The following is a 12,253-nucleotide window of genomic DNA, read 5'->3' on the forward strand; positions in this document are numbered from 1 at the left end:
TATATAATATCATAATATTATTTATATAACTCTTTTTGAATAAAATCCAAATCTACATGTAGCTCTATATGCTCTGAAAACTCCTTAATGGCTCGTTCTTTGTACTCTATAAAGTTGTAGCCCTTGTAGTTTTGATTTATATTAAAAAATAGTTTATGGCGAAACTCATCACTATCAAAAAGCCCGTGCACAAAAGTTCCATAGAGGCTCTTTCTCTTTTTTGCTCTTTTTTTTGCAACCCCGTTGTGTATCTCGTACCCGTCAACCATACACCCAAAAAGATGGTAGCAACCCTTTTTAACTATTTTCTCTTTGGCAAATATTACTTCACCTTTTATACGTCCAAAACCTGAGACCTCTTGTTGCTCTGACTCTATCGCGAGCGGATCTAAAATCTTTTCAAACATCATTTCGTAACCGCCGCAAATGGCAACCACTTTTTGTTCTTTTGAGCTTAGAAGTGTAGAAAACCCTCGCTCTCTTAGCCACTCTAAATCATCCACAACTCTTTTGCTCCCAGGGAGAACCACAACGTCACATGTAAGTATATCGCCAGGCTTTGAGATAAAAACTAACTCCACCTCTTTGTCTGATACTAGAGGCTCAAAATCTGTAAAATTGCTGATGTGTGGAAGTTTTATAACACCAACTTTTATAATCGCTTTTGTAGTATCTTGAACATAGTTCATAATAGATTCACTGTCTTCAAAACCGAGGTTAAAAGGCTTAAACGGGACAACACCTAAAACTTTGATACCAAACTTTTTTTCTATGATAATTCTGCCCTCATCAAAAAGAGACATATCTCCTTGAAACTTGTTTACGATTACACCTATAACATTCTTTCTTAATTTTTTAGGCAGTAGTTTATAGACGCCATAGATGGAAGCAAAAACTCCGCCTTTTTGAATGTCAGCCACTATAATTATTTTTGTGTTAAATGTGTTTGCAATATAGATGTTAGATAAATCTTTATCCATTAAGTTTAGCTCAACAGGACTTCCAGCTCCCTCTGCTACTATACACTCATACTCATCTTGGAGTTTTAAAAATGCTTTTTTCACATGTGGCTTTAATATGTTGATGTCCCTATAATACTCAAGCACATCTTTGTTTGCGACACTTTTACCGTTAACTATTACATGTGCTCTAGATTTTCCGCCTGACTTTAGCAAAATAGGGTTCATGTTCGTAGTTGTCTTAAGTCCAATAGCCTCCGCCGCAAAAAACTGAGGAATTGCTATCTCTCCGCCATCATCAGTAACCTGAGAGTTATTTGAAACATTTTGAGCCTTAAACGGTGCAACTTTTATGCCTCTATGATTAAGTAGGTAAGTTATAGCAAAGCTAAGTGTAGACTTCCCAGCGTTAGAGCTTGTGCCAAATATACTAAGTGAGTTTAATTTAGTATTTTGTTTAATCAATTTCTACATCATCCCAAAATTCATCATAGTCTAGATTTGTCATTGCATTATCATCTTCTATACTTTTTTCTAGTAACTTTTTTTGTGCATTTATAAAGTACTCTTCAAGTGCTTCGTTCATAATGGTGCTAGTGTCTTTGTTTAGAATACTGCTAAAGTTTTCGAGATTCTCAATGTTGTCACTGCTTAGTTTAAAGTTTAGTTTTTCCATTCACACTCTTTCATTGTTTTTTTCCAATCAAGGTCGAAGTTTTTTTCAACATAGCTTTTGTGATGTGGTACTGTGCATTTTGAGCAGTCTTGATGGATTTTGTCGCCGTAGATACCTTGATTCCCATCCTTTGAGTCGATTGAACAGAAACTATATTGAGTTTTATCTTCTTGTTTTTCTATTCCATCATCCTTAAAGCGGAAATTAGGACATGCGCAGAGGTAGCAGTTTAGTTTTGACATATCATGGCACTTTTTATTATCTTCATAGAGCGGACAAAAATCACTCTCATGTTGAACCATATTGTCAAAATCAAAGTACTCTATAATCTGCTCTTTACTAAATCCTTTTGCAACAAGTTTATCTACAATCTTTTTATGTTTGTCAGCGTGAGCGTCAAACCAAGATTTGTAACTCATAAAACCATTCCTTGTTTTTTGCTCTCAAGTCTGTCGTACATCGCTAACATGTTATTGTAATCGTTATGAAGTGTTATATCTATTAGAGCTTCATCCTCTTCCAATATGTGCTGAGCTTTTTGAACTCTCTTTTTTGTGAAAACATTAAAAAGAGCCTCTTTGTAGTCCACGTAATCAAGCCCCTCTTCATCCATTCTAATCAGCTCGGCAACTACATGTCCAAGTTTGTTTGTCCCAAATTCTAAGAGTTCAAGAGCGCTCTCTTTGCTTCCTAGCTGTAGGTACATCTGCGCTTTGAACTCTCCCATTGTGAAGTTGTTTTTAAATATAACACCGATATATTTTTCAATGTTTAGAGTATCTTCAAGCTGTTCAATCTCATCTAAAATATCTTCGGCGTCATACTCAGCAAAATTTAGAACCATATCACGAAGCAGTTTGCCTCTGTTTTTATTGTTATAAACCAAGTCCTCTATCGGGTAGACTTCTGACATGCCGGGAATTATCATCTGACATGAGTAAAAACCAAGGTAGTCATACTCTCTTAGGTAAATCTCTTTGCCGGTTTTATCTAAAATATTTAGTAGAAAGTTGTACTCATCCTCACTTGAATTGCCTTTGTAACTCCAAGGTGTGTACTCAAAACTTTTTTTAGAGCTTAAAAAATTAAACCCCAGTTTGCCGTTTGAATCTAGAAAATGAGACTCAAGGTTGAAGCTGTCGGCTACTAAACTCATGTCAAAGGTTGGAACTTCAAAAGCATCAAGATTATCAAGTCCGCGACCTTGCATAAGCTCTGTCATTGTTCGCTCTAAGCAAACCTCTAAAATCGGGTGGGCTCCAAAGGAGACAAAAAGGGTAGAGTTTTTTGGGTTTATAAGAGAGATTGCAGTAACTGGAAACTCACCGCCGAGTGATGCGTCAAGAACTTCTACAATGTATCCAGCCTCACGAAGTGCTGTAACATCTCTGTGAACTCTCTCGAATGTTTGTACTACTTCTTCCGGAAATGCTGGAAGTGAATACCCATTTTTAATAATCTCTATTTTTGCATAACGCTCATAAATCTCACTAAGGGCTTGTACTTGAGCCTCCAGCGGCGTGTTCCCTGTTGCCAAACCGTTACTCACATAGAGGTTGTTTAAAATATTGAGAGGAATGTAGACCCTCTCTTTGTTAGAGTGTTTTATAAATGGCAGGGTTACTATCTTGTCTGTGTAGTCGCTGTTAAAATCAACTAAATCTTCATCACTTAGTTCGCCATCGGGGTTGTAAATATCATTTAGCTCGTCACTTAGATACTCTCCTCCAAATTCAAATGCCACTTCATCCGGGTAATATTTTCTCTTTGGAAGATAAAAGTCTGTAAAGAAGTTATTTGTCTGCAGTCTCTCGATATACTCACCAAAAGCACTTGCCATGGAAGCATCCGAGAGTATCCCTTTTCCATTTGAGTAGATATGGTTAGGTGCTTCAACCGAAGTTAGATTAACAGAGAAGCAGTACTCAAGCGGATGTTTCTCTTGTGAAAATGTGGTCTCACACCCGACATCTGCTAAGACAGCTCTCATTTTTTTGATTGACTCTTCAAGTGGAGCGTTTTTGGATAATAAGTTCATGGAGTTTCTCTCTTTACTTTTTACTTTTACTAATAATCAAATATATAAAAAACGGACCGCCGATAAGTGCTGTAACTATGCCGATTGGTAGCTCACTTTGAGTCTGTAAACTTCTTGTTATGGTATCGCAAAAAACTAAAAAAAGTCCACCAAAAATAGCCGTTTTTAATATGCGTCTGTTTATTGTGCTTGGGTACATTTTTGAGATAATATGAGGAACTATAAGCCCCACAAAACCAATAGGTCCGCTAATACTAACAAGCGTGCCAATTCCAAAAGAGGAGATTATTAGAAGTATAAGGGTAGTCTTTTTTGTATTGACACCCTTAAGAGAGGCAGACTCGTCTGATATTGCTAAAAGCTGAAGCTCAAAGCGGTACATGTAGATAATTGCTGTGAGTAAAAAGGCGATAACTCCAAGAGTAATAGGATGACTCCAGCCTATAACAGAGAGCGAACCCATGGTATAACGAATAAGCATATCGTTTTGCATAGCGTCACCAAGATAAAAAACAATCATCAGAGCTGAGGTGTAAAAAAGAGAAAGGGCAATACCTAAAAGAAGGAGCGACTCTTGATGAGAACTCTTTAAAAATTGTGAGAGATAGATAAGCAGAAGAAGTGTAAATATAGCCCCTAAAAATCCAAACAAACTAATGGCTGTTATACCAAACAACAAGCTTCCAAGCCCTAGTTTTATGGCAATTCCAGCGCCTAACACCGCACCACTTGAAATACCTAAAGTGTAAGGAGTCATAAGAGCATTACGAAAAATAGTTTGAAACAAAAGTCCGCTGAGAGAGAGGATAACTCCAGCAAAAAATGCAAACAAAACTCTCGGCACTCGTAAGTCAAAAAATATAGTAGAACTTAGATGATTAGGATCAAATATATTCTCTACATGTAGAGATACTGCGCCTATAAAAGGGGAGAGGATTAAGATGCCAAAAAGCAGAAGCCAGAGAATAAACTTAGTCATACTTAACCGCCAAAGACTCAAACTCAACTCCGTATAACTCTTCTAAAGTGGAGTTGTTGAAAAACCCATCTTCATATAGCTTCGCCTCTGCATCTTTTATAAAAAGAACAGGACTCTCTACGTAAGAAGCAAGGTTTAAATCGTGTGTAATAAGTATGACTTGATGGTAATCTTTTAGCCCCTTAATATGTTCGGCAATAACTTTAGAGTTATGCGGGTCAAGGTTTGCGGTCGGCTCATCAAAGATGATAATCTTACTCTGTTGCGCAAGCGCCTGAGCCACTAAGACGAGTTGCTGTTCTCCTGAGCTGAGCGAGCTGACGGTGTGCTCTTTTAGATGCTCTATTTTTAAAAACTCAAAAGTCTCTTTTGTAATATTTTTGTCTTTAGCAGAATACTCAAAAAAGCTTTTTTTATAAGCAAATCGCCCAAGCAGAACAAACTCCTCTACGGTTATAAACATGTCATAAACTTCAAGTTTTGCAGGAATGTAAGAGATGGTTTTAGCTTTGTCTAAAAGTGAGAACTCTTTTATGCTTGTAGACTCTACCTCTACTAAACCATCAAAATCTATGAGATTGCATATTGCTTTTGCAAGAGTGCTTTTGCCAGAGCCATTCGCTCCTAGAATACTCAGATGATTAGTGATTTTTATATTTATGTCATCTAAAATTAGTTTAGAGTCATAGCTACATGTAAGGTTTTTTAACTCAATCATTCATCTCCTTGCAAAGCCTTGATATAGTCAAAGCAACCCTGTGCGAAGGGATATGTGTATAGCTCTCATCAACTATAGATATTCGTTTGTTTTTTGAAGCATTTGTTGGAAGTAAGTGCCAAGCTTGTAGAGCTTTTTGCACATCTACATGTAGATCTGTAGCTTTAGAATAAAGTATTATTATCTGCTCGGGATTAAGTGCAATTAAATTTTCATAATTTAAAACAGGCTGGGAAGTTGTGTCGCTTGTGTATGCGTTTGTATTTCTACATGTAGAAATTATATCGTCAAAAAATATGTCGTGACCAGCGATATAAATTCCCGTTCTTAAGTCTTCATGAAGTCCGTAAACTATCATCACGCTGTGAGGGTTTTTATTTTTAGGTGCATTTTTTATGGCGTCATCTATATCTGCAATTAGTTTTGTATCATAGTTAGATGCAATCTCTTTAGAGAGAATTTTTATAGATTTTTTTATAGACTCTATAGTTTTTAGGTTTAATTTTAGTGTTTTAATTTTAAAGTATTTAAGCTTTTGCATCGTAGCTTCATTATGCTCTTGACCAACAACAAGAGTAGGTGAAAAAGAAAGAATCTTTTCTATATTTGGATTGCTGTAACCACCAATAATCGGAAGTTTTTTTGCCTCCTCCGGGTAGAGAGAGTAGTCACTCGTAGCAACAAGTTTGTCACCTTTTTCAAGAGCATAAACTATCTCAGTTATTGATGGACTAAGAGAGACTATCCTCTCATTAGCACCAAGAGAGAGTACAAAAAGCAGTGTAATAAATATTGTTTTTATACTCACGTTATTCCTTAGAATTTTAGTTTAAACCCTGCGATTGCAGTTGTTGTGAAGTTTACAGGATAGATAGCATCATCTTGTACCCATAAACCATTCTTTTGATTAAACAAGTTGTTTATTTTAGCGAAAACTTCCCAAGTATCTTTGGTATAAGATGCTGATATATTTGTAGAGTTGTAAGCATCTTGTTTTTGAGAAAAGTTGTTGTTAAAATCATCTGCTGAGTAAGCTTGTGAACGGTAAACTTGAGTTATTGCAAGAGTTGTATTTTTGTTTGGCAGAAACTCAAGCGTTGCTTTTATATTGTGGTCTGAAACACCAGGTAAATCGTTGTTAGCGTAGTTATCAGTATTTTCTATCTCTTCATCAATTACAGCTTGAACATAGTTATAGTTTATAACCACATCAAACTTATCTGTTATCAGCCACTTGTTATACAAATCAAGACCATACTTGTGTGATTTATCTATATTTGTATTTCTTGAATTCATAAAAGTTGGATCAGAGTAGTAGTATATTTCATTCTGTAAATCTATATAGTAGGCAGTTGCTTTAAACTTATTTGACTTAGTTATATAATTAAACCCAATATTGAAATTATCTGCCTCAGATGGTTTTACATAGCCGGTAAATGCACCAGTTGAGTAACTAAAAAGTCTATCTAAATCGGCAGATTGATAAGTGTGAGCATAGTTTACAAACAGAGATATATCATTAGTGATAGTTTTGTTGTATCCGAGTTCAGCACCCCAAAGTGTATCGCTCTGATTATCTCCGCCTCTGCTTTTAAATGCTATAGCCTCATACCTAAGACCAGCTTTAATGGAGTCGCTACCAAGTTTGTACTCTCCTATAATATACCCTGCATTGCTATCTTTTGTAACTTCATTACTTGAAGTAGTCCTTTTGCTGTTGCAGTAGTCATAACCTGCCTTTAACCTTAGGTTTTGAGTATCATAGGTTATATTTGTCTTAGCCGATTGGTAGTCATAGTCGGCAGCTGATAAAAAGCTCCATGTGACATAATTATATAAAGACTCTTTTTTCTCAGTGTAAGTATCTATATTAATAGAAGTTTCATCATTCACGTAGTAGCTAAGACCTAAGTCAATAGAGTGAGTGTTATACTCTTGGATAGTTGTTGAGCCTCCCTCTTGTTTAGGGTTATCCTCATATTGAGCTTTAGAGAGATAACCAGAGTAAACAACATCAGTATTAGTAGCAGAGAAGCCAAGTCTTAGTTCTAACTGCTCAGTTGCTAAGTAGCTTAGATTAAATGTACCAGTTGAGAGTTTATTTTCATCTTTTGGGCTACTGTTATCTATGTCTCTAATAACATCGCTTTTTTGAAGTTCTGCACTAAGTGCGAGTGATAACTTCTCATCGTTGTGCCCAAGATAGATAGAAGCATCTACTAAGCCATTGGTTCCAGCATAAAGTGAAATCTCTTTGTCGCTATTTTTTTTCGTAGTGATATTGATAACACCAGCATTTGCACCGTCTCCTTCAACGACTATGCCAGAAGATTTTATAATCTCAATTTTCTCAATTGAAGATGGAGATATAGAGCCTAAAAGTTGTGGAACCATATCTACATTATTCATTCTTCTGCCATTTATTGTTATTACAATATTTTGGTATCCATTGCCAATGCCATAACCACGCATATCTATTTTTTGCATAAATTGATTTCCGTAGCCAGGAGTTGCAATAACAGATGTTTGTTGATTTAAAAACTCATAAACATTTTGTACATTCGCTTTTTCAATATCCTCTGCTGTATAGACCTCGACCGCCTCAGTTGCTCTCAACTCATCTGTTTTGATTGCAGTTGATGTAATAGTAAGAGGCTTTAGCTCTATAATGTTTTCTTGTGCTTGAAGCGAACTAACTAACGCAATAACCATTAGTGATAATTTGATTGTTTTATTCATGTAATTTTCCTGTATAAGTCGTAATCTTGTAATAAATTTAGCTCTTAAGAGCTAGACTTTAGTGACCATAGCGGTCCAAGCGAAGTGAAAGGGACTTTGTTCCTTTCACGAACTAATTAACAGGAGGAGAGTTGTTTTTTACTTTAAGTGGTTTTCCATCAAGAGTGCAAACTGACACACTTAAGGCAGAGATTTTTAGTAATGATATATAGGCTTGAATGGCAGCTAGACAGAAGTATTTTCTACCAAACCCTTTAGGAATCATTTTGTTCAAACCTTTTTTATTTTTTCGCAATTATAACTGAAAACTAGGATAAAATCTTTTTATGAAACTATCACATTTAAAACAGATAATTACCTATTTGCAAAAATTCCAAAAAATATCCGCAATCTTCAGAGTAAGCGACAGTGTCATTAAGGTTGCTTTTGACAGGGACGATGAAATCTACTTTGATATGCAGCGCTCAAACTCCAAAATGTTCAGATGCTCTTCTTATGCACGTTCAAAAGTTTACAATGCCCCGTTTGACGTACTTTTGGCAAAGCGATTTAACCGCTCAAATATTCTACATGTAGAGCTTTTAAACGGCGATAAAATAGTGAGGTTTAAAACCTCTGTGGCATCTGCATACAAAGAGGAGATTACCTATTTGCAGTTTGAGTTTACTGGAAAATATACTAATGTTATTATCTTGGATGAAAATGATGTTGTTCTTGAAGCACTTCGACATGTAGATTTGTTTTCATCTTTTCGAGAGGTTAGGGTAGGACAGAAACTTTTAGATGTCCCTGTTGCCCCTTTTATTGCAAAAGAGTATCCACTTGATGATGTAGAGCAGTTTTTATATGATGAGTATGCCCAAGATATTGAGGAGAAACTCTCCTCTCTCAAAAAGCAGAAAGTCTCATTTTTAAATAAAAAACTCAAAAAACTAGAGAAACTATATGCCTCGTTGGATGATGAAGCGAAACTTCAGGCAGAGGTTGAAAATTGCCAGCATTATGGAAATTTGGTTTTGGCAAATATGCATAATATTAATCCATATCAGAGAGTTCTACATGTAGATGATTATGACGGCAAAAGTGTTGAGATAGAGTTGCACAAAGAGTTCTCTTCAGTCTCTCAAATGGCAAACTCACTCTTTACAAGAAGTAAAAAAGCAAAACAGAAAGTTTTACATCTTTACATTGAAAAAGAGTCGCTCAGCTCAAAAATAGAGCATATAAAACTTTTTATTCACACAGTTCAAGAGGCAAAAGATATAGCAAAAATTCAGCTTCTGTTTCCAAAAAATGTACAAGCCAAAAAAGTAAAAGTAAACGAAAGTATTGAAGTTTTCTGGATAGAGGGGTATAAAGTCCAGCTTGGAAAAAATGAAAAAGGAAATGTAGAACTGCTACAAAATGCAAGAGCAAAAGATATTTGGATTCATCTCAAAGATAGACCATCTGCACATGTGATTATCACAACTGATAAGCAAAACCTCCCAATGCACATTATTGAGAGTGCCGCAAGACTCTGTGTTGATTTTACAACAATTCAAAAAGATAGATTTTTGGTCGATTATACTCCTAGAAGAGAAGTGACTATTCAAAACGGTGCTAACGTGCTTTACAATAAGTACAAAACCATAGAGATAGACACTAGAAGTGAATTGTAATCTAATCTGACACTTAAAAAGTGTCTAACTTCAGTCGCTACAGCGGCGCCAGCGAAGCAAACGGGACTTGTTCCTTTTGCGGACAAACAAATGAAGGCATCCTTCATTTTAGAATAAAATTAAGGAGTTAGTTGTGGCTATTGGTCCTATCGGAAATGCAATCTATGTCAACCAGCAGATGGCCAGCGTTGCTTCTGTGGCTAATGCCCATAGTAACCGTGTTGATTTTCAAAATATGGCAGCTCAAGTAGCAATTCAAGAAAAAGAGGCAAAAGTTTTGGAAGTTCGTCCAGCAGAGGCGAACCACGAAGTTGACCCTGACCGTGAACACCAACAAAATGAAGCCGACCAAGAGAGTGCAAGAAATAAAAAACAAGAAAAATCAGAAAAAGATGAAGAAGAGGAGAAGGAGTTTCATCCTTATCACTTAGATATTAAAGTCTGACTTGCTATAATTGTACCAATATTATATTTAGGATTTTTCTGATGAGTATATTTTCAAGTTCAAAAGAGAGAATTGTCACTGGTCTGGCACTTGTAGCAGCTGTTTTAGTTATTGGTTTTATAGATAACTTTTTTCTTATGTGGTTAGTTCTTGGTGCAATCTATATCTTGGCCTTTAAAGAGGCGATGAGACTTTTTGAAGTTGAGAGCGGCTCTTTGCTTACATATGCTGCGGGTATCTGGGCTATAGCCGGAATCTACCCATACGGTGATGATTTGTTTGTTCTTGCTGGTATTATTTATGCAAGTGCTGCAGCATACAACAGAGATATAACTTGGAAAAACTTTCTCCCTTTCATCTATCCAACAGCTGGAATGCTGTTTATCTTCACAATGTATCAAGAGTATGGAGTAGTATCGCTTCTATGGCTTTTAGTTGTTGTTGCTATGACAGATATTGGAGCGTATGCAGTCGGCAAAAGCATTGGTAAAACACCTTTTAGCGAAACTTCTCCAAACAAAACTATGGAAGGTGTTGTCGGCGGAATTGTTGTCGCAACTCTTGGCGGTATGTTTGTGGGACTAAGTATAGTTGATTTGGGCATCTCATTTATTATCTCATTTATGGTTGCAACAAGCTCTATCTTCGGCGATTTGTTTGAGAGCTCCTTAAAGAGAAGTGCGGGCGTAAAAGACAGTGGAGATTTACTTCCAGGTCATGGCGGTGTTCTTGACAGAATTGACGGCTATCTATTTGGAGCTATAGTAATGTTAGTTCTATTGAGAGGTTTAGTGTAATTTGATAGTACTTGGCTCAACTGGTTCTATAGGTGTAAATACACTTGAAATTGCCAAGAAATTTTCTCTACATGTAGAAGTTTTAGTGTGCGGAAAAAACATAGAACTTCTCAACAAGCAGATTGCCTTACATAATCCGAAAGTAGTTGTTGTTGCGTATAAAGAAGATATGACAAAAGTAAACCATAAGAGTGTTTTTTATGGACAAGAGTCTATTTTAAAAGTTATAGAAGATTCACAAAGTGAGATAGTCGTAAATGCCCTTGTTGGTTTCTTGGGGCTTCGTCCAACTCTGACTGCCCTTTCATGTGGAAAAAAAGTTGCTCTTGCAAACAAAGAATCACTAGTTGCATGTGGAGCTTTTATAGACGTAAGTAAAATCCAGCCGATAGATAGTGAACACTTCGGTCTTTGGTACCTAATGCAAGATAGACCTGTGAGTAAAATGATTATCACAGCGAGTGGTGGAGCATTTAGAGACTGGGATTTAAACAAACTTCAAAACGCCACATTAGCAGATACTCAAAAACATCCAAACTGGTCAATGGGGCAAAAGATAACCATAGATAGTGCGACCATGGTAAATAAGATGTTTGAGCTCCTTGAGGCTAGATGGCTTTTTGGAGAGGGTGAATATGACGCAATAATTGAGACAAAATCACTTATACACGCACTTATAGATTTCAAAGACGGTTCAACCACTGCTCACTTCGCTCATGCAAGTATGCAGCTCCCTATAGCTTTTGCCCTAAACCAAAATATGCAGGAGAATATACTCACACATGTAGATTTACTAAAAGTAGGCTCATTGGTGTTTAGAGAGATTACAACCGATAGATACCCTGTTTGGCAGATAAGAGAAGAATTACTAAAAAATCCTGCTCGTGGTGCTGTTGTAAACGCTGCAAATGAAGTAGCAATAAAGAAATTTATAAACAAAGATATAGGTTTTATGGACATTAGCAAGACTATAATAAATGCTTTTGAAAAATTTACCGAGTTACCAAAAAGTATTGATGATGTTTTTGCTATTGACGCGGAAGTTAGAAAATATTCGAGTGGATTATTATAAAAAGAGTGCAGCGTATAACTATTTTGGAGAGAGTATAAATGACTGAAAGTATTGATAAAGCAACTAGTGGTGGAGACTTTTTTATTTGGAGCGTAACTTTTTGTTTGCTTTTACTTGCAGTAGGTTTTTTAGCTTACTGGGATATGAAAAGTCGCAAGGAGAAGTAGAG

The 12,253-nt window shown here is 36.2% G+C and carries 14 protein-coding genes; 5 read left to right on the forward strand and 9 right to left on the reverse strand.

The window, feature by feature from the left end; all coding sequences use genetic code 11:
- Window positions 1–17: 17 nt before the first annotated feature.
- The 9 genes from HUE87_RS00405 to HUE87_RS00445 all read right to left on the reverse strand — a co-directional run bounded on the left by HUE87_RS00405 (window position 18) and on the right by HUE87_RS00445 (window position 8,383).
- The gene (locus HUE87_RS00405) at window positions 18–1,424 is read right to left on the reverse strand and encodes a cobyric acid synthase (RefSeq protein ID WP_229855175.1); all 1,407 of its coding nucleotides are present in this window, start codon (window positions 1,422–1,424) and stop codon (window positions 18–20) included.
- Complete coding sequence (locus HUE87_RS00410; RefSeq protein WP_194366791.1) at window positions 1,417–1,635, reverse strand: hypothetical protein; 219 nt, start codon at window positions 1,633–1,635, stop codon at window positions 1,417–1,419. The genes HUE87_RS00405 and HUE87_RS00410 overlap by 8 nt, the downstream gene beginning before the upstream one ends.
- Window positions 1,623–2,054, reverse strand: a complete 432-nt coding sequence (locus tag HUE87_RS00415; RefSeq protein ID WP_194366792.1) for a hypothetical protein — start codon at window positions 2,052–2,054, stop codon at window positions 1,623–1,625. The genes HUE87_RS00410 and HUE87_RS00415 overlap by 13 nt, the downstream gene beginning before the upstream one ends.
- Window positions 2,051–3,673: a YcaO-like family protein gene (locus tag HUE87_RS00420; RefSeq protein WP_194366793.1), complete on the reverse strand. Its 1,623-nt coding sequence runs from the start codon at window positions 3,671–3,673 to the stop codon at window positions 2,051–2,053. Before HUE87_RS00420 ends, HUE87_RS00415 begins: the two co-directional genes overlap by 4 nt.
- Before the next feature lie 13 nt (window positions 3,674–3,686).
- Window positions 3,687–4,652 carry a FecCD family ABC transporter permease gene (locus HUE87_RS00425; RefSeq protein WP_194366794.1) on the reverse strand — a complete coding sequence of 322 codons (966 nt, stop codon included), beginning with the start codon at window positions 4,650–4,652 and terminating at the stop codon, window positions 3,687–3,689.
- Window positions 4,645–5,370: an ABC transporter ATP-binding protein gene (locus HUE87_RS00430; RefSeq protein ID WP_194366795.1), complete on the reverse strand. Its 726-nt coding sequence runs from the start codon at window positions 5,368–5,370 to the stop codon at window positions 4,645–4,647. Before HUE87_RS00430 ends, HUE87_RS00425 begins: the two co-directional genes overlap by 8 nt.
- On the reverse strand, window positions 5,363–6,178 hold the full coding sequence (locus tag HUE87_RS00435) for an ABC transporter substrate-binding protein (protein WP_194366796.1): 816 nt from the start codon (window positions 6,176–6,178) through the stop codon (window positions 5,363–5,365). Before HUE87_RS00435 ends, HUE87_RS00430 begins: the two co-directional genes overlap by 8 nt.
- Before the next feature lie 8 nt (window positions 6,179–6,186).
- The gene (locus tag HUE87_RS00440; protein WP_194366797.1) at window positions 6,187–8,109 is read right to left on the reverse strand and encodes a TonB-dependent receptor; all 1,923 of its coding nucleotides are present in this window, start codon (window positions 8,107–8,109) and stop codon (window positions 6,187–6,189) included.
- A gap of 112 nt (window positions 8,110–8,221) precedes the next feature.
- Window positions 8,222–8,383 (reverse strand): hypothetical protein, encoded by a 162-nt coding sequence (locus HUE87_RS00445; protein WP_194367979.1) that lies wholly within the window; start codon window positions 8,381–8,383, stop codon window positions 8,222–8,224.
- A 52-nt stretch (window positions 8,384–8,435) separates the two neighbouring features.
- Between HUE87_RS00445 and HUE87_RS00450 the strand changes: the two genes are divergently transcribed.
- The 5 genes from HUE87_RS00450 to HUE87_RS12770 all read left to right on the forward strand — a co-directional run bounded on the left by HUE87_RS00450 (window position 8,436) and on the right by HUE87_RS12770 (window position 12,251).
- On the forward strand, window positions 8,436–9,770 hold the full coding sequence (locus HUE87_RS00450; protein WP_194366798.1) for an NFACT family protein: 1,335 nt from the start codon (window positions 8,436–8,438) through the stop codon (window positions 9,768–9,770).
- A 133-nt stretch (window positions 9,771–9,903) separates the two neighbouring features.
- Window positions 9,904–10,215 (forward strand): hypothetical protein, encoded by a 312-nt coding sequence (locus HUE87_RS00455; protein WP_194366799.1) that lies wholly within the window; start codon window positions 9,904–9,906, stop codon window positions 10,213–10,215.
- A 41-nt stretch (window positions 10,216–10,256) separates the two neighbouring features.
- On the forward strand, window positions 10,257–11,012 hold the full coding sequence (locus HUE87_RS00460; RefSeq protein WP_194366800.1) for a phosphatidate cytidylyltransferase: 756 nt from the start codon (window positions 10,257–10,259) through the stop codon (window positions 11,010–11,012).
- Between the two features lies 1 nt (window position 11,013).
- Entirely contained in the window at window positions 11,014–12,084 is a 1,071-nt protein-coding gene (gene dxr, locus HUE87_RS00465) for a 1-deoxy-D-xylulose-5-phosphate reductoisomerase (protein WP_194366801.1), read from the forward strand.
- Window positions 12,085–12,122: 38 nt separating this feature from the next.
- A complete protein-coding gene (locus tag HUE87_RS12770) occupies window positions 12,123–12,251 on the forward strand; it encodes a hypothetical protein (RefSeq protein WP_268246174.1) in 129 nt (42 codons plus the stop codon).
- The last annotated feature ends 2 nt before the right edge of the window (window positions 12,252–12,253 follow it).

The sequence above is a fragment of the Candidatus Sulfurimonas marisnigri genome (assembly GCF_015265475.1).
GTDB classification, from domain to species: Bacteria; Campylobacterota; Campylobacteria; order Campylobacterales; family Sulfurimonadaceae; genus Sulfurimonas; species Sulfurimonas marisnigri.

Excerpts from the sequence above, each read along its gene's own strand:
- HUE87_RS00410 (WP_194366791.1), bottom strand. The coding sequence starts at position 1,635 with ATGGAAAAACTAAACTTTAAACTAAGCAGTGACAACATTGAGAATCTC.
- HUE87_RS00415 (WP_194366792.1), bottom strand. The coding sequence starts at position 2,054 with ATGAGTTACAAATCTTGGTTTGACGCTCACGCTGACAAACATAAAAAG.
- HUE87_RS00420 (WP_194366793.1), bottom strand. The coding sequence starts at position 3,673 with ATGAACTTATTATCCAAAAACGCTCCACTTGAAGAGTCAATCAAAAAA.
- HUE87_RS00425 (WP_194366794.1), bottom strand. The coding sequence starts at position 4,652 with ATGACTAAGTTTATTCTCTGGCTTCTGCTTTTTGGCATCTTAATCCTC.
- HUE87_RS00430 (WP_194366795.1), bottom strand. The coding sequence starts at position 5,370 with ATGATTGAGTTAAAAAACCTTACATGTAGCTATGACTCTAAACTAATT.
- HUE87_RS00440 (WP_194366797.1), bottom strand. The coding sequence starts at position 8,109 with ATGAATAAAACAATCAAATTATCACTAATGGTTATTGCGTTAGTTAGT.
- HUE87_RS00450 (WP_194366798.1), top strand. The coding sequence starts at position 8,436 with ATGAAACTATCACATTTAAAACAGATAATTACCTATTTGCAAAAATTC.
- HUE87_RS00460 (WP_194366800.1), top strand. The coding sequence starts at position 10,257 with ATGAGTATATTTTCAAGTTCAAAAGAGAGAATTGTCACTGGTCTGGCA.
- HUE87_RS12770 (WP_268246174.1), top strand. The coding sequence starts at position 12,123 with ATGACTGAAAGTATTGATAAAGCAACTAGTGGTGGAGACTTTTTTATT.